This is a genomic window from Paenibacillus sp. JT22N15 (genome assembly GCF_059383755.1).
The window spans coordinates 165,829-183,151 of record NZ_JBXENV010000016.1 but is presented as its reverse complement, the minus strand read 5'-3'; the positions used below and the strand labels follow the sequence as shown (position 1 = coordinate 183,151).

Annotated in this window: 13 protein-coding genes; 2 read left to right on the top strand and 11 right to left on the bottom strand. The window is 49.1% G+C overall.

The genetic code is table 11. The features are described 5' to 3' along the window. Window positions 1-299: 299 nt before the first annotated feature. The 4 genes from AC50X8_RS27035 to AC50X8_RS27020 all read right to left on the bottom strand — a co-directional run bounded on the left by AC50X8_RS27035 (window position 300) and on the right by AC50X8_RS27020 (window position 2,864). A complete protein-coding gene (locus AC50X8_RS27035) occupies window positions 300-752 on the bottom strand; it encodes a GNAT family N-acetyltransferase (protein ID WP_494863752.1) in 453 nt (150 codons plus the stop codon). Between the two features lie 132 nt (window positions 753-884). Beyond that, window positions 885-1,430 (bottom strand): IS3 family transposase, encoded by a 546-nt coding sequence (locus AC50X8_RS27030; RefSeq protein WP_494863748.1) that lies wholly within the window; start codon window positions 1,428-1,430, stop codon window positions 885-887. Further along, window positions 1,400-1,696, bottom strand: a complete 297-nt coding sequence (locus tag AC50X8_RS27025) for a helix-turn-helix domain-containing protein (protein WP_364142089.1) — start codon at window positions 1,694-1,696, stop codon at window positions 1,400-1,402. The genes AC50X8_RS27030 and AC50X8_RS27025 overlap by 31 nt, the downstream gene beginning before the upstream one ends. Window positions 1,697-1,802: 106 nt before the next feature. Further along, window positions 1,803-2,864, bottom strand: a complete 1,062-nt coding sequence (locus AC50X8_RS27020; RefSeq protein WP_494882664.1) for an NAD(P)-dependent alcohol dehydrogenase — start codon at window positions 2,862-2,864, stop codon at window positions 1,803-1,805. 216 nt (window positions 2,865-3,080) lie between these two features. On the opposite strand from AC50X8_RS27020, the gene AC50X8_RS27015 reads away from it, so the two are divergent. Both AC50X8_RS27015 and AC50X8_RS27010 read left to right on the top strand, forming a co-directional pair. Beyond that, a complete protein-coding gene (locus tag AC50X8_RS27015; RefSeq protein WP_056032036.1) occupies window positions 3,081-3,473 on the top strand; it encodes a MerR family transcriptional regulator in 393 nt (130 codons plus the stop codon). Window positions 3,474-3,690: 217 nt separating this feature from the next. Next, entirely contained in the window at window positions 3,691-4,863 is a 1,173-nt protein-coding gene (locus AC50X8_RS27010) for an MFS transporter (RefSeq protein ID WP_494882662.1), read from the top strand. An 88-nt stretch (window positions 4,864-4,951) separates the two neighbouring features. On the opposite strand, the gene AC50X8_RS27005 is transcribed toward AC50X8_RS27010, so the two are convergent. From AC50X8_RS27005 to AC50X8_RS26975, 7 genes are all read right to left on the bottom strand, one after another. Continuing rightward, window positions 4,952-5,731, bottom strand: coding sequence for a squalene/phytoene synthase family protein (locus AC50X8_RS27005; protein WP_056033021.1), 780 nt, complete (start codon window positions 5,729-5,731; stop codon window positions 4,952-4,954). A gap of 108 nt (window positions 5,732-5,839) precedes the next feature. Continuing rightward, complete coding sequence (locus AC50X8_RS27000; protein WP_494882660.1) at window positions 5,840-7,357, bottom strand: stalk domain-containing protein; 1,518 nt, start codon at window positions 7,355-7,357, stop codon at window positions 5,840-5,842. 25 nt (window positions 7,358-7,382) lie between these two features. Then, window positions 7,383-9,686 (bottom strand): FecR family protein, encoded by a 2,304-nt coding sequence (locus tag AC50X8_RS26995; protein ID WP_494882658.1) that lies wholly within the window; start codon window positions 9,684-9,686, stop codon window positions 7,383-7,385. Then, window positions 9,683-11,440, bottom strand: coding sequence for a CHASE2 domain-containing protein (locus AC50X8_RS26990; protein WP_494882656.1), 1,758 nt, complete (start codon window positions 11,438-11,440; stop codon window positions 9,683-9,685). Before AC50X8_RS26990 ends, AC50X8_RS26995 begins: the two co-directional genes overlap by 4 nt. A gap of 388 nt (window positions 11,441-11,828) precedes the next feature. Next, complete coding sequence (locus AC50X8_RS26985; RefSeq protein ID WP_494882654.1) at window positions 11,829-12,635, bottom strand: hypothetical protein; 807 nt, start codon at window positions 12,633-12,635, stop codon at window positions 11,829-11,831. A gap of 209 nt (window positions 12,636-12,844) precedes the next feature. Continuing rightward, window positions 12,845-16,048, bottom strand: coding sequence for a GAP1-N2 domain-containing protein (locus AC50X8_RS26980; RefSeq protein ID WP_494882652.1), 3,204 nt, complete (start codon window positions 16,046-16,048; stop codon window positions 12,845-12,847). Next, window positions 16,048-17,307, bottom strand: a complete 1,260-nt coding sequence (locus tag AC50X8_RS26975) for a TRAFAC clade GTPase domain-containing protein (protein ID WP_099517533.1) — start codon at window positions 17,305-17,307, stop codon at window positions 16,048-16,050. The genes AC50X8_RS26980 and AC50X8_RS26975 overlap by 1 nt, the downstream gene beginning before the upstream one ends. Between the last annotated feature and the right edge of the window lie 16 nt (window positions 17,308-17,323).

Genomic DNA, 17,323 nt, shown 5'->3' with positions numbered 1-17,323 from the left:
ATTGCGTGTGTTAACAAGCTCCTGCACTGGATTTATGCATTATTAGTGAAGCAAGAGAGCTTTGTTGACTTAGCATAATTAGCAGATTTATCATTCAAACGAAAAACCTTCCAGCAACTGCAGAGAAGGTTCTTTAGTACGCCTATTTTTAGTATACTGCCAACGCCAAATAAATTTAAGAGAAAAATGTTGACAAGATATTAGCTGGTTTTAGCTCAACGAGACTGCCTATTTTTTCCGTCAGCCTCATCCTGGTGATTATTAAGCTATAGTTCCCAGATAGAAATATGCTTCAATTTTCATTCGATGCTATCCAAAGACTTAATAAAATTTTTCTGATCCTTCGTAAATTGGTAACCCCTTTTCTGGTAAAGTCTATGTGCTTGCTCGCGACTCGGATGAGACAACAACTTGATGCCGGAATAACCCTCATCCCGCGCCCATTGCTCTAAATAATCCATTAACTTGCTACCAATACCCTGATTTCTGTAGCCTTCTTTTACTACAAAGCCTAAAACATTGATCAAAGGATCGGCAAATAGCAACTCATAGCGACTTCCATGGATATATCCAACAATCTCGCCATGTAGTTCGAAAACAAAAATCTTATCTTTTGTCTCTCGTGTAATGATTTCAATTTTTTCTTTGACTTTCTCTTCAGTAAAGCATGAAAGATAGGAGTTAAAATCTCTATTCAACAAGTAAATGTCTTGATAATCGGTTATGTGAATTTCCCTCACTAGGTATTCCATAATCCACTCCTTACACTTATTTTTATTTCATCAGACAGGATTCAGCAAATATAGTTTGGTTGCTGAATATTTCCACAACACTATTGCGTTATCCTGCCGTTAGTTTAATGAAGTCCAGTCTAACATTTGCACTCATGCTGTAAATTGTAGTCGATACTCATTTGGCGTCTGTTGTTTTAATCTAATTTGGATTCGTTCATTATTGTAAAATCGAATGAACTCCTCAATACGTTGTTGAGCCTCGCTAATTGAACTAATATCGTTTGGTTTTGTAGCAGTGAATTCACGATCCAAGAGGTTTGGAGATACTCGGCCATCTGATTGCGCGGCTTGATAATTACTAAAGTAGGGACGTTTAGCGCGAATAATTGATCTAATACCCATTTCTTGCATCAGACGCAATACTTTCTTATGATTCACCGTTTCATTGTACTGACGTTCTAACTCGCCTTGGATTCTCCTATAGCCGTAAATTCGCTCACGCTGTAGATAAATTGCCTTTATCCGCTGCTTGATTACGCCATCAGGGTCTGCTTGCTTACGCTTAAGATATCGATAGTATGCGCTCCTCCATACATCAAGTAATTCACATAGCAGAGTCACTGGGTAAAGATCAGATAACTCCTCGATAATTGCATACTTGCCTTTTACACCTCCCGTTTCCAGATTTCTAAGCACTTTTTTAGTACCGTATTCTCCCGTTGAAGTTGTTGGTTGTAACGATCCTTATCTATATACTCTTCTCGGCGACCTCTATTATCCAATAATCCGTATTCGCCTTGTTTCCTGAATTTATACACCCATTTACGAACTCTATCTTTATCTTGTATTCCATACTTTTCTGTAATCTGCTTGTACGTCCATTTATCCTCCTCGTGTAAACGTACCGCTTCTTTCCTTACTTCATTGGAATACAATTTATTCGTTTGCTCTCTTTTCCTCATAAAAATACACCCCTAAAGTATCATCGGTTTCCCATATGGGTTTTTCCAATGTCTACTATAAGGGGTGCACTTCAGTTCAAAATAAGGGCTTTTTATTAGTTGCAAGTTACAAAGTAGAGATATCAATAACGAATCGATAACGCACATCACTTTTGAGAACACGTTCATACGCTTCGTCAACTTGGTCTGCACGGATTACTTCAATCATTGGAGCAACGCCATGTTCCGCTGCGAAATCGAGCATTTCCTGAGTTTCACGAATTCCGCCAACGAGGGAACCGGCAATGCTGCGACGGCCCATAATTAATGAAAACACTTGATACTGATCTGGCTCAGCCGGCGCACCAACATTTACAAGTGTTCCATCAATGCGAAGCAGAGATAAATACGCATCAACATCCAGATTTGCCGAGACGGTGTTTAAGATCAGATCAAAGCGGCCTGCTAATTGAGCAAATGTAGCGGGGTCACTTGTCGCAAAGTAATGATCGGCGCCAAATGCCAATGCTTCCTCTTTCTTATGATTAGAGCGGCTCAATACGGTAACTTCAGCACCCATAGCATGAGCGAATTGGATCGCTACGTGACCAAGACCTCCCATTCCCAAAATAGCAACCCTCTTGCCTGGGCCAGCTTTCCAGTGCTTCAAGGGAGAAAATGTAGTAATGCCTGCACATAATAGCGGGCTTGCCACATTCATATCCAGACTGTCTGGTATACGGACTACGAACCCTTCCGTTACAACGATTTTTTGGCTATATCCACCGTATGTTGGATTGCCATCGTAGTCTAGCCCATTATAGGTGTTGACAACACCTTTCGTACAATATTGCTCCTCGCCACTGAGGCAGTATTCGCATTGTCCGCAGGAGTCAACAAAGCAGCCAACGCCTACGCGGTCACCAACGACATATTTGGTCACTTCTGTTCCTACTGCTTCTACGACTCCGGCAATTTCGTGACCAGGAACCATCGGGAAGATTCCACCGCCCCATTCTCCGAATGCACTATGAATATCAGAGTGGCAAATGCCGCTAAACTTAATATCTATCAGGATATCATGGGGCCGTAATTCTCTACGCTCAATAGTAGTCTTTTCAAACGGTGCCCTTGCATTTGAGACACTTAGAACATGTGTCGTAGTCCTATTATTATCAATATTGCACATAAGAGATCACACAATCCTTTCCTACACATCCACTTATTTTTCATGCCTTTAAAATTCATAAGACCAGCTTAACCCTTAAAGTTGACTTTAAAGCAAGGGTTTTTCCCGAAAATTATTTTTCGTTAACTAAACGGGTTGCATTAAAGTGCACTTTAAGGTCTATAATAAAATGAATGAAATCGATCACCACTATCCGTAAAAATGATGGAGGATACAATGGCATTTTATATAAAAGAAGCAGCTGAAAAGGTAAACTTGCCTACGCATACACTCCGCTATTATGAACAAGAGGGTCTTTTGCCTTTTATAAAAAGAGACGAGCATGGAAATCGCATTTTTGACGACAACGATTTATTATGGTTGGATCTGATTGTATGTTTACGAAAAACGGATATTCCTCTTTCAGAATTGCGTGCGATTGTGGAATTAACAAAAGCAGGAGACAGCACAGCCTCAGAGCGCAAACAAATATTAGAAAAACATAAAGAGAAAATGATGGAGAAACAACGAGACTTGGATAACGCTTTTATAAAAATAAAAGAGAAGCTAGGATTTTACGATGAAATAGAAAAGAAATACAACGAAGAAAACATGCCATTCGAAGCTTAATGATGAGCTTCCTTAATACGATTTTGGTTGTAAAAAAGCCGTTTGCCCAATTATGTTGGGCAAACGGCTTTTTTCAGTATAAAGTTGGGATTTGCTTCGCAATCTAGTCTGGTATCGCAGCTGTCAGTTAAAAATGTTGCTTGACTTAAAGTCAACTTTAACCGTTATTATGACCTTGTTTAGCAAATAAAGAACAAAGGCAGGAGAAAAATTTTTGATGGATAAAAGAAATCGTTTCTTTATATTTATATTGACCCTAGGTGTTTTTGGCATCTTAAATACGGAAATGGGTATCGTCGGGATATTGCCTCTAATTGCTGATCACTTTCATGTCAGTGTATCCAAAGCAGGGCTGCTAGTCAGTCTGTTCGCCCTTGCTGTTGCCATATCGGGACCCACTATGCCGTTATTATTTTCGGGCATCAATCGCAAGAAGGCCATGCTGCTTGTACTAGGTGTCTTCGTTTTGGGTAACCTGGTCTCCATATTCGCTTCAAACTTTGCCATTCTAATCATTGCGCGTGTCATTCCAGCCTTTTTACATCCCGTCTATGTCACAATAGCTTTGACAGCAGCAGCTGCCTCCGTTAGCAAGGAGGAAGCTCCAAAAGCTACTGCCAAAATATTTATGGGAGTAACTGGAGGGCTAATACTCGGTGCGCCTATCTCTAGTCTTATTGCAAGTACAACATCACTCGAGATGGCAATGTTATTTTTTACGATCGTAAATGCGATAGCGTTTATTGCTATATTTCTATTTGTACCCTCTATGCCCGTTAAGGAAAAACTCTCTTATGGCTCTCAAATACGTGTATTAAAAAGAGCAATTATTTGGCTATCCATCGTTGGGGTTATTTTTATGAATGCAGCGATGTATGGTGTTAGCAGTTACCTTGCGGTGTACCTGGAGAACATCACGAATGTACCTGCGAAAACGATCAGTTTCATGTTATTCATATTCGGTGGTGCAAGTATAATAGGAAATATCGTCGCAGGGAAGCTGCTTACTAAAAACGCCTTAAAATCTGTAGTCTCTTTTCCATTCGTATTAGCAGCCGTTTACATCCTATTGCTGATATTGGGACAGTTCACTGTACCTATGGCTTTCACTCTTTTTGTGTTTGGAATAGTAGTAGCTTTAGGCAATAATATTAGCCAATATTGGATCACGTCTGCCGCTCCAGAAGCTCCTGAATTCTCAAATGGATTGTTTTTAACCGCTGGCAACTTAGGGGTAACAGCCGGGACGTCTATAGGAGGATTATTTATTTCGGGAATGGGTACACAATACGTTGTATTAGGTGGATTCTTATTTTTGATATTGAGTGTTGTATTTATTTTAATGAGAACCTACATGCATAGTCCAACAACAAAACAACTTTCCTCATAAACAATGAATATAAAAACAGCCCGCAAGCAGAAGACTTTTCACAAAAGTCCTTCTCCTTGCGGGCTGTTTTTTTCCTGGCAAGCGATAGTTAGTTCAATCGGTTAACCAACTTGAGCACCGCATCGCGCGTCAGCTTGTTGCCACCAGCAGCAATAAGGTTCACGGTTGCATGAGCCAGCGTGAGCGGAATCTTGCAGAAGCTTAGGGCTGGACCCTTCTTCAGTTCTGCGATATACGCATCCGCAACCTTCAGATTGCGGCGTGTATACGCCAGCATTTCCTTCGGCCCCCAGCCATCTGGATAAAAGTCCACGCCCCGCTCCAAATCCTCGTCGCGGTTGCGAAGAATATTGACGGCTTGCAGCCCACGGCCAAAAGCAACTGCCTTCACCGTATCCGATTTCGTTCCATCAAACCATAACCAGATTTCCGACAGCATCTCGCCTACCATCCCAGCTACGCTGTATGTATAACGGTCGAGATCCTCCTCCGTATGGATATGCCAGCCTTTCTCTACCCATTCCGCCATTTGCTTCGACATCATCGCAATATAACGATAGATGGTGCGGGCAACAGTCGACGGACATAGCTCCGCCCATTCATTTACCCGCATAGATACAGCCGGCAATACATCCTCATAGGGAGACAATAGCTTCTGTGTGGCTTCTGTTACATCAGGAGACTGGAAAGCTTCTTCCATTCCGATGAGCAGCTTGACTTTCAATTGGTCTGAGATGTCGTTATGATCCTCTATTTCATCAATAGCCCGCATACACAGATATGCAGCTGCTACAGCTTCCTTCAAACCAGACTCCAGACGGCTGATAGGAATATAGAAAGTCCGGCTTGTTTGCTGCAGCATGGTCATAGCATCATTAAGGACGACGTTAGTAATGAGTGTTCCCTCCAAAAGTAGCTTCACATTTCTTATAATCATATCATACGACGCTTAACTTCCCAAATAAAAACCGTCCTATTATTGCCCGCTATCTATGACAGCAGCACGATATTCGGTATCATAGACGGCAAGGAATGGCGTTAAGCTCTCCAAGTGGCTGGCCTCGATATAAAGCACGCCTTTCGTTATAACCACTTTGCCCTCGGAATCTGGCTTAAGGCTCAGCGACCAATCGCCTTTATACAGCTCAGCGGTTTTCGATGCAGCATGCCAGTCCAGCCCAGCACCCCATGCTAAAAAGACGCTTCGCACCGGAATATACACTTTTTTCCCGCTCGTGTAAGGCGCAGGACCACTGGTCAGCTGCTTGCCATCCAGCCAAAGCTGTACCGCTGCTCCCGCAGGCTTCAAATCAACGCCAGAGAGTAGATCCTCCGCATTACGAACAGGCTGCAATTGAGCCGGATTAACCGCCAGCGCCTTCACATTGCCATTGGGGGGATCGGAAATATACAGCTTTCCTGAGCGATAAAAAAGCCCCGTGGGCTGATTGAATTGGGCCTGATCCGCTGGACCGATCAGATCACCAGCATCACTTTTCCCAGCCAGCGTTGCAACTCGGCCATTCTCCATCACGGCACGAATCCGGTGATTGAGGCTGTCCGCTACGAACAGAACGCCACCCTCATATGCAAGCCCTCGCGGCCGATTGAAGCGCGCATCAGCAGCAGCCCCATTTTGATAGCCTCCCGTGCGATAGCCGGTTAAAGGATCGACTGCCGTCTTTTCGCCTGCAAGCGTCGCAACCTCTCCTTTATCTATTACCCTAATTACATGATTTCCACTATCCGCGATAAAAAGACGTCCGGCTTCGTCAAAAGCAAGTCCAGCAGGCTCGTTAAAACGCGCCTTCGCTGCTGCCCCGTCTACGTAATCACCCGTCTCTCCTGACGGTGCTTGTCCAGCAAATGTCGATACAGTGCCCTCCGGCGTAATCCGCCGAATAACATGATTAAGCGTATCGGACACATAAACGTTGCCCGCGGCATCAACCACAATACCCGTAGGCGAGTTAAAACGCGCCGTGCCCTGCTCGCCATCTGCATAGCCAGCTTCGCCGTTGCCCGCCAGCGTCGTCAGCTTGCCACCCGCAAATTTGCGAATAACATGATTGTCTGTATCGCTAATGTACACATTTCCTTTTGCATCCGTGGCAGCAAAAGAAGGCGTGCGGAACGCAGCGTTTGCCGCGTCCCCATCCACATACCCCGCTGCTCCGCCGCCGGCGGCAGCACTGAGCTTGCCCGCAGCGCCGTTCCAGCGGCTGATGTTATTGCTGCCCGCACTCACTACGAGCAGCTCGCCCCCGCTCGCTGCCGCCGTCACGCCCCATGGCTGCTTTAAGCCTTGCAGCTCATAGGTTACAGCCGCAGCGGCTGCCGTGTCCGCAGCAGCCGCTGCGGAAATGCTGACTTCGGCAGCGGCTCCTGTTTGCCTACCCGCTGCTGCCTCAGCGGCCGCAGCTGCTCCTCCTTGCGGCAGCAGCGATGTGACCAGCAGCGCGCTGAAGGCTAGCAGCATTCCTTTTTTGTTCATTGGATTTTCTCTCCCTATAAGTCCATTATAATGGTTTCGGCAAAATCAAAATTTCAATGAGGGCTGAGCTGACTTCTTGCCCATTTTGCATAATTAGGACTTCAACGAAATAACTACCTGCATCCAAACGGTTATAGAAAGCTTCTGTGAGCGTAATCGTAGGGCCTCTGCCCGGCTCCTGCGCTATCGTATAATCCGCTGCATCCACGATTTTCGATCCAATCTCCGAGCTGCTATATAAGCGGACCTCCCCTAAGTCATCACCCAACGTATTAATTCGAATAACTGGGGGCTGAGGCATACTGCTGCCTCTGACATGCTTCACGTATCCCGGGCTGTAAGATACGGCAAATAAAGTGCCCTCAGGCGTTTGAAGCCTATCCGGCTGAGCTTTATCCTTTTCTGGATTTTTCAAGCTGTTTCCGGCAATCGTTATTAAAATTCCTGTGCCTCGCGGGACACCTTCAGCCAAATGGATCGACAGCTCCCAGCCCGATATTTCGACATATTCAAGCGGAAGCTTCCTGCTTAATTCTCCTTGCTCGTCATAAATCCAGAACTCTACTTGCTCTGCGAGTCCCTGATCGGGAAAAGCCTGCTCATTGTAAATAATCGCAGTCGTGAAGGGCAAAACAAACGTATGGTCATCTTTAATATAAAGGTCTCGATCGCTATTGAAGGCCTCCTCGTCAAAATAAGGCAGGTCGCGCGAGTCCTCCACCGTTATATTCATGGTCAGATCAGCAACCTCTGTGCCGTCCAAATCCAGCGTAACCGACAACGTATAAGGCGCTGCTGCTGCATCCAAAGTTTCTAGCCACCCAGGTTCAAACGTGAAGGTGAAATGATTTTCCCCTCCCATTTGCGTGTAATACGCCACCTCGGAATCAAAAGCTACCGGGCCTTCTTCGTTCTCCAAAGTCATCGTCAAATTGGCATTGCTATAGCCAAGATGATAGACGAGAATATCGTCCATTACAGGCGTTACAATCAAGTTTTGTACATATCGAAGGTCCGTTTGGCTAAGTGCTGGTTTAAAATCAATATCATTGCCATCCCGGCCAAGCTCGGTAAAGTCCGCCTGTACTTCGTCCGTTTGAGCGTTTTTCAAATAATCGCCGCGTACAGATATATACAGTCTGGAATTGAGCGGAAGCTCATTAGCTAATTTTATAACCAAATTTTTGCCTTCTAGCGTTGCGCTCTCTACTTCCCAGAAAAATTCCGGATTATTAATCGCAAAAATAACGCCGTCCAAAAGCGTCCGATCCGGATCTTCCTCCTGCTCGTTGAAGGCAAGCAGCGTCGTGAACGGAACGACGATTGTCGTGCTATTTATGAAATAAGAATATGGATTGCCGTAAAAAGCGGCCGTATCCGCCGCAGGCGCCCCTTCATACACGACTGGCGTCGGTGTTGGTGGCGCTGTTTCTGTCGGCGTTTCTGTTGGTACTGGTGTTGGCGTCACGGCAGGTGTCGGCGTTGGCGTGCTTCCGCCCGAACCAGAACCACTGCTTCCTCCACTGCTCGCTGGTACGCTAGAAGCGGGCTGAACATACACGATAGTCGGCTTGTTGAAAGGCTTCCCTTCCGCCTCTGCCGCCTTATCCTGCTCCGCTTGCTTTTGCTTCACCAGCTCGCTTATTTGCTGCTTAAGCGCCGCATTCGCTTCGGTGCCGGCCGCTTGCTCCAGCTCCTCCAGCAGCTTCTCCAGCGCGACGAGCGGCAGATCGCTCAGCACCAGCGTTCCTTTCGAGCCTTCACCTGCTTGATTCAGCTTGATTTGCTCATTTGCCAAAAGGGCCGCGATTCGCTCGCCAGCCTCTCCGGTGACGCTTACGACACCTTCGAGCACGCCGACATAGCTGTTATCCTGTTCATATGAAACAGCGAATTTAGTACCCATAACGCCCATTGTCGCTGTTGGCGTCTCGATTTCGAAGCGGGAATCGCCCGTGAGCTTCTTTTTCACCTGAATAACGACTGAACCGTTCTGGAGCGTCAGCTTCGTCTTGCCGCCAAGCGCGCTGGCGCTTTTGACCAGCTGGCTGATCAGCAGCGTCGTGTTCGCTCCAATCGTCACTTCCTTGTCGCTGTCGAGGTCCATGCTGACTTTGCCGTTGCTTCCTGTCTTAATCGTATCTCCCTGCGTAATCGCCATGCCCTTGAACGCACTGAAGCTTTTTGTGCCGCCGCCCTTCTTCACCTCGGCTTTACCCGAAACAGACGTCAGCTTGCCGACTTTATCGGTATCCTTCGCCCATGCAGCTGTAGGCAGCGCCGCATAGCACACGACTAATAACACAAGCAGCCATTTGAAGCTTCTCATTTTAATCCCTCCAATTCATAAATGTGAATGCCCTGCTCCTTGCCCTTGACCTTTATTTCTCCAAGCGATTCCGCCAAAATGCGATCCTTGACCGCCTCATACGTCGACTCGCTAAGCACAATTTGTCCTGGCTTTGCATGGCTCTCCAGCCTGGCAGCCGTATTGACCGTATCGCCAATTGCCGTGTAGTCCATCCGCGTTTTGGAGCCGATGTTGCCAAAAACCGCAGGCCCCGTATGGATGCCGATTCCGAATTTCACGCCAAAGCCGAAGCGCTCGGTAAGCTTCTTCTCAAGCTCCACTGAGCCCTGCTTCATCGCCCATGCGGCGCGGACCGCTTTCATCGGATGATCGTCCAGCAGCAGCGGCGCGTTGAAGATCGCCATCGTTGCATCGCCAATAAACTTGTCCAACGTCCCCTCTTGCTCAAAGATGCAGCTGGCGGTCAAATCCAAATACTCATTCAAAATTTCGACGATCTCCTCCGGCTCCGCCTTCTCCGACAGCGGCGTAAAGCCGCGAATATCGACGAACAGCACCGTCAGGACGCGCCTGCTTCCGCCGAGCTTCAAGCCGTCTTCGCCATTTTTCAAAATCTGGCTGACGACCTGCGGCGCCACATACCGGCCAAAAATATCCGTCACCCGCCGCCGCTCCACCAGCTCGCTTACATAGTTGAAAATAACGACCGCTAGACAGCTGGCTGCCAGCAGCGGCACCACATAACCAAGCGACAGCAAAATGCCTTGCCCATATAAATAACGTCCGCCTGCGATAAATACGGCGATAAGCACCGCAACCGACAGGAAAGACAGCAGCATATTGAGCTTCCGGAACAAATAATAGGCCAGCACTACGGCAGCGAGCAGCACGAGCGCATTCCATTTCCAATCCAGCTCCCGCTTAAAATTCTGCTCCATGAGCTGCTCGAGGATATTGGCATGAATTTCAACGCCGTTCATCGCCTGCTTATCGTTCATTGGCGTCAAATAATCATCGTTAAACCCTACAGCGTATGGGCCGATTAAGACGATTTTATCCGTAAAATAGTCCGCCGGAACGTCGCCGCTCAGCACGGCCGAATAAGAAATCGTCTCATACTGATCGGGACCGCCCGTATAGGCGATAGGGAAACGCTGAAAGCCGTCGAGCGGCAGCTTGGACGCATCTGCCTCCTTGCCTAAACGCTGCATGTACAGCTTGTAAATTTCCCATGAAAAACTGTCTATTTGCTGGCCGTCTTTATTAAAAGAATACAGCGCCTTGCGAACGACCCGATCAGAATCGGTAATCGTGTTAATATGACCAGTCGCTGCGGCAGCCTCCTTCAAGCCTTCGAACGGCTCGGAAAGCGCCTCCGCTTCAATCGCGCCTAAGCGCGCAGAGTCGGAGAAGGTACCGTAGACAGGCAGAACGACATTGCCTGCTCTCGCAACCGCATCGACAAACTCGCTGTCCGACTCCTCATCCGAGCTCGTCGCAAAGGTTACATCAAATGCAATGACTGCCGGCTTGCCCTCGCTTAGCGTATCCACCAGCTGCGCATGCGCACTGCGGCTCCACGGCCAGGTGCCCAAATCCTCCAAGCTTTGATCGTCGACAGCTACGATGACGATTTGTGTATCAATCGGGCTTTCCCGCTGCATCACATGGTCCTGGAAATAAAATTCCGCCTGTGAAAACGTCCCCCGATATAGACACAGCAAAGCTAGCGCCGTCAGGACAGCCATAACATGCTTAAGCTTGATTTTCAATTGTGTTTCCCCTCTCAAAGCTGGCCGGATGACTGACTATGCGAGCAAGGGCAGCCGCTTCTATCTCTGTCTCATTTATCGTTTTAAATCTCTTGCTTTTATGTAAAATTATCCTGTCTTTCATTATAATTCAGAATTCGCCGCTTGGGCATGATCTGGCGCAAACTTTAGGAAAAAATATTAGCATTTCCCACTCAAAACACAAGAATAAACGGCTGACGCCGTCCTCTGGCGGAAAAAGCTCGTTTCGCGGTGAAATATAAATCAATTTATAAGCTCAAACTTATAAATTCTTATATATCAAAAAAGACCCCTGTCTACACAGGGGCCCTGCAAAGCTTCCGATAAGTCGCTCATTCAGGCTGTTTTTTTCATAAAAAGCCTGCTTCTATTTCTCTTTCGCGCGCTCGGGAAATATCCCATCCAAAATAGCATCGACGCTAAGAGGAAGATCCTCTCCCTTTAAGTACACTCCATTCTTGATCGAATAAGCCAGCATTTCCTTTATATTCTCCACGTACTCTTCCTCATTCGTTGCAAGAACTGGCAGCACGCCATAAAATGACAGCTCGGCAATGATCGCATCTCTCTCCTCTGCCAGCGGCTCAACATATTGGCGTGCCTCTGTGGTTTTCGGCGCGCTGCCTGTTGCTAATAGCAATTGCGCTTCCGGCAGCAAAGCAAGCAGCTCGTCAGACAGCTTTTTGGAGGACAAGTCGTCCTTACGCTTAACCTCCGCGGCTATTTGCCGAAATTGGACCCGCAATGCGGCAAGCCGCTCTATGTGAGCACGAATGGCTGCAATCTCAAACTGGGCCTTGTTTCTTTCCATCGCGTCGTCCTCATTATAAGGATGCATGTCTTCTGCCTCCGAAAAAAGCCGCTGCGCCTCGGAAAGGTCGCCCTCCTTAAGCACCTTGTCCCCCTGCCTGATCAAATCATTAGCCTGGTCTATAATGCTTGCAATCTCTTTTACTTTTCGCTTGGTCTCCTCATGCTCCGGGTCAAGCTTCAGAATTCTCCCATAGACCAATTCAGCAGATTCAAAATCCTTTCGCTCATACGCCGCATCGGCCGTTAGCATAAACTCTCCAATTTGCTGCTGTTTAAACCTGTCCTCACAAGCTGTCAGCATCAACACGCATAGGACGGCAACGAGCACAGCCATCATACGGTCTCTTTTCCAATTCCCCACTATCTTTTCATCCTTTCTCCATATTCCTATGAAGTATATCGGATGAAGCTCGAAAATCTTGAATCAAGCGTTGTACTGCTGTAACGCAAACAGGCATCTTTCGCCATCGCTATGGCAGGAAAGATACCTGTTTGTGTTCTAGCAAGCTTCGCCTAGGTTAACCGCCTATTACAAATAGGCCAACGACTTGACGATGCTGCTTATGAAGGCTAGTTGGTCGGGCTTGGGACAGCGCTAGAGCTAGGACTGCCATTAGCGCCTGTGTCCGCAGCTTCATCCGCTAAAGGCTCAGTCAGCGTATATTCAGCAGCACCAACCTTTACCTTGCTCGCTGCAAGCAGCTCCACATCCTCGCCTAAATCAATAACGACGCGGTTCGGATAATCGCTCGGGTTGGGCTGCGCTACGCTGCCAGCAGATCCTGGCTCGCTAGTTGCTGCTCCATCGGGGCTTGCACTGCTTCCGCCGCTGGCGGCTGCATTGTCGCTGGCGCCAGCACTTGCATCCGGCGATGGCGATGCGTCGCCAGGACTTGCAGATGCCGCATCCGCATCCACCGTCCCAGCGGCTGCATTTTCTACATTGCCCGTATTGCCTGACGCTGCATCGCTGGTTGCTGTAGGAGTGGGCGATGGGCTATCGCCTGGGCTCGCGGAAGCATCGCTTTCATCCGTACCTGCTCCCGGAGTTGCCACAGGAGCCGTCGTGCAGCTAGGAATGAACGTGAGGCCGCTGTATTCCTTGGTTTCTCTATCTGCTGCCACAACAGCCACCGTCTCTGGTGAAAAAGCGCTGCATATCGCAGCAACCGTGAAGCGGAATACGAGTGTCGTCGTTTGCTTGCCGTCAACACCTTCCTGCTTTGCCGCATACACGAGTGTATCCGGAATCGCCACTCCTGGAGTGGTCAAGCCTGGCCCATCCGTCGCACCTGGAAGATTGGCCCCTTCCTCAGGCTTATCCCCGCCACCAAGCGCAAGCAAGCCGCCAATGCCTACCATTAGAATGGCGAAGGCAATAATTATGGAGAAGAGGAACGGTTTGCGATTTTGCCGAAACAGCTTCGCCAGAGGCGAAGACAGATCCCCTCTCACCTGCTTGTAGACAGCTTGCAGCCTTGGGCCCGCCTTGGAAAAATACTGATTCCGATTCGCCCGGCTCTTGAAAGCATCGCGATCATGCTGCCTGAAATAATTCGTAATGGCGGTTGCATACGCAGGCACGAAGCCTCGCGGCCGCATAAAATCCTCATGGCGCTCCGACCATGCGAAAAATTGATAAACGAGCTCTTTTTCCCCCGCGCTCTTGCGAAGCGTATCCAGCAGCCCTGCATAATCAATCGTCTCCATGTCCGAGCTGCGATAGAAGGCCAGCACGAGCTGCTCAAACCGCTCGGCTTTCATTTCCGAATCGACCGTCAGCATCCAGCGCCGTCCAAGCTGCTGAACGCGGTCGATTTCGACCGGGGACAGCTTTGCGAACAGGCTTGCCTTCGGCAGCGGTTTGAAGAACCAATCGTAAGCCGCTTTAATAATAAGCGCCGTCGACTTCTGCCTAGGATCAGTCAATTGAGCGTTCCACTGCTCTAGCCGATCCGCCTTCTCCAAAAAGCTGCCTTTGAGCAGCTCACGCTGCGACAGCCGGTCCAAATCAAGCTCCGTCAGCAGCGTCCGGTATGCGACAAGCTCCAGCTCAAACAGCCGGACGCCGATTCCCGCTGTCAAATGGTTCGTCTTCACACGGCCCTCGTCGCTGTCGAAAGCGGAAGAGCTCAGCTTGTCGAGCTGCTCATGCACTTGCTGGAACACCTGCACAGGCTGCGCCTCATCTATCAGCTTATCCTTAAGCTGCTGCCTGAAGAGCTTGTGAACGACATCATTATCGAGAATGGCTGGGAATTCTTTGCCCCATTTGCCCATGAAAATAATAATATCCTTCGCCGATCTTGTATCCCGCAGCTTGCCGTCCAGAAACGGGAGCAGCAGCCGTTCGAGCAGTGCTCCGTTCGCCAGCATTTTGCTGACAAAGTCCTTCAGCAGCAGCGGCTCGGCCTCCAAGGCTCCATAGTAGGCAGCCATCGCTTCCGCTTGGCCCTGCTGCTGTGCAGCGAGCAAGGAGCGGATGAAGAAATCGACGATTTTGCCTCCATTATATTTGCTGTCGATGTGGTAATAATCCTTAAAGCTCTCCGCAATGAACGGCTCAGGCACACGGCCGTCACGCACCGCATCAAACTCATAATCGAAGCGGGACAAAAATAAATCATTCATCCGCATGCGCTGCGTAAGCGCTCCTGTCGGCTGTAAATACTCCAGCATCCCGCGCAGCACGGCGCTTTTGTGCATTTCATACAGCTCGTCGCTGCCTTCCTCAACTTGGAACATAACGCTTAGCTCATGGTAAGAACCGAGTGCCATTAGCCGCTCCTGCCCCATGCCGCTAAGCATCTCCTCAGCGAACTGATAGAAACGCTCGGCACGGTCCGGCTCGTCCATAACGCTCCAAGCAAAATCCAAATAAGGGTGCTCTCCCTTATCCAAATCGACATTTAGGAAACGATCATTAACAAAATCAAAGGTGTAGTCCTTATCCGTATTGCGGTCGCCCGCCCGCAGGCTCCCCTTCTCAACGAAGGTGAGCTGAATCCCTTTGCGGCTTTGCGGTTCTTTGGAAAACGTCATGAAGCCCAACTGCTTGCGGAATGCATAAGGCAAGCTCGCATACAGCACCGCCAGCAGCGTCTTCGCTTGCTCCGACAGCTGCTGGACAGGCACATTCAGCGCCACATATACCTTCTTGCGTCCGCCAACGGCTGCCATAACGGCAAACAGCAGCTGCTTGAAGCGCTGCTCGCTAATGTTCAGCGCAGCGAGCGCCGCCCGCTGATTGGCAACGCCCGCAAGTCCAGCACCGCCGGCAGCAGAGCTAGCGGCTCCAGCCTCGCGAGGCGCCCAAGCGCCGCCCGCCGCTAGCGGCAGTGCCGCCAAATCGGGCAGCTCCATGCCCTGCTCAATATCGTAGCTGTCCACGAAGGCAGCGCCGAGGAAAGCTTTATAGCTATCTGGATCAGCATCCGCAATCGCGGCAGGAATGACGTAGTTGTGCGTGAAGAAGGCGCTGCGCAGCCCCGTAAAGTCAACGGCTTGATAGATGCTGCGGCCGACAACCGCCTCGCCGCTCTCCAGCCGCAGCACATACGCTGTTTCTGGATAAGCGGCGCCATCCTTCTCGCCGCTTGCGGCCAGCTCAGCTGGAGCGTCATAGACGCAAAGCGGATGCAGCTGCTTTTTCACAAACTGCTGATCCAGCCCTTCGGACTTGGCTACCGTGTCATAACCTTCCGTCGCCCGAAAAATGCCGCGGCGTTCCCGCGTATACAACTGCTGGCCAATAGTAGAGGTAGAATGCTTCACTATTCTCTTCTCCCCTCTATATAACCCAGCTTATACAGCAGCCATATAAATGGCTCATCAACGCGGATCGGGCTGACAACCGTCTCCATCTTCTGATTGACCGGATTGCTGCCGAGCGCCGATACCGCATAATAGGCTGTATCCTTAAAGTAAACGTCCATCGTCCCTTTAAACGGGCGGTCAACCTTCTCGATAAAGCGCCGCATTTCGCCATCAATGTTCTCAAACTCGGTTAAGTTGAAATAATTGCGATGCACCATATTGTGAAAAATGTTGCTGTTCGACTTAATATATTCGCCTTCCTCATCCTTGAGCGCGTGCAGCATGTCGCTCTTCGTCAAGACGACGGCGGTTGGAATATCCGTCTTGCTGTTGTCCTGATACGCGATAAAATCCTTGAACATCGTCAGCACGACGTCCCTTGGCTCATCATATTGCGGAGCCCACTCGCCCGGCTTGTCGCCGTGGTTAATGCGCAGCTTCTCGCGGATAGAGCGGATTTGCAGCGGATCGACCATGAACAAAATGCCGGAGGAGTTTTTAATGTGCTGCCCATGCAGCCCCAAATAATCCTCCTCGACCATGCCCTCGCCCGCCACATCGAAAAACACCAGCGTCAGCGGCGGCTTGGACTCGTCACGGAAGACGAATTGAAAAATAAACGGCTCCTGCATTTTTTCCTTCTGCGTAGAAGCCAGCAGATCGCCGCGACCAAATAGCGGTTCCTCATAGTTCGTGCGGAACTTGCGGCTGATCTCCGCCGTAAGCGGCATGCACGCCGCGTTAAAATGATCGGCGGTCGTATTTTGCAGCGTATGTATGAGCGCTGTCATATACACCGATTTGCCGACCTGTGAAGCGCCAATAATCGAAATAATATTGCTCGGCACCTTGCCCGACGTCACCGGCAGCTCATTATGGCATTTCGGACACAGCCTTCTGCGCGTCAGCTCGCCGTAGCGGTCGTTCAAGCCGATCAGCACTTCGCCTGCATAGAGATGCTTCTCCTCCGGCACATCCTCGGGATGAATAACAGCCTCAATATCGTGGACAGAATCGAGCCCGAAGCGCTCTCTATAACGGTTCAGCTGCTCGTCCTCGCCCAGCGCATAATCCTCATCGTCCTCGCGGCTGTGCGTGGCACGAAATACGACATCTTCCGGTGCAAACTTGCTGAAGCAAAATGGGCATACAATATCATAAGAGCCTTGAAGCAGCTCTGCTTGCGGTTTTCTTTTTAAAAAGTCAAAAAAGCCCATGCCTTATCTCCCCTTC

Excerpts from the sequence above, each read along its gene's own strand:
- AC50X8_RS27035 (WP_494863752.1), bottom strand. The coding sequence starts at position 752 with ATGGAATACCTAGTGAGGGAAATTCACATAACCGATTATCAAGACATT.
- AC50X8_RS27025 (WP_364142089.1), bottom strand. The coding sequence starts at position 1,696 with ATGAGGAAAAGAGAGCAAACGAATAAATTGTATTCCAATGAAGTAAGG.
- AC50X8_RS27020 (WP_494882664.1), bottom strand. The coding sequence starts at position 2,864 with ATGTGCAATATTGATAATAATAGGACTACGACACATGTTCTAAGTGTC.
- AC50X8_RS27015 (WP_056032036.1), top strand. The coding sequence starts at position 3,081 with ATGGCATTTTATATAAAAGAAGCAGCTGAAAAGGTAAACTTGCCTACG.
- AC50X8_RS27010 (WP_494882662.1), top strand. The coding sequence starts at position 3,691 with ATGGATAAAAGAAATCGTTTCTTTATATTTATATTGACCCTAGGTGTT.
- AC50X8_RS27005 (WP_056033021.1), bottom strand. The coding sequence starts at position 5,731 with ATGACCATGCTGCAGCAAACAAGCCGGACTTTCTATATTCCTATCAGC.
- AC50X8_RS27000 (WP_494882660.1), bottom strand. The coding sequence starts at position 7,357 with ATGAACAAAAAAGGAATGCTGCTAGCCTTCAGCGCGCTGCTGGTCACA.
- AC50X8_RS26995 (WP_494882658.1), bottom strand. The coding sequence starts at position 9,686 with ATGAGAAGCTTCAAATGGCTGCTTGTGTTATTAGTCGTGTGCTATGCG.
- AC50X8_RS26975 (WP_099517533.1), bottom strand. The coding sequence starts at position 17,307 with ATGGGCTTTTTTGACTTTTTAAAAAGAAAACCGCAAGCAGAGCTGCTT.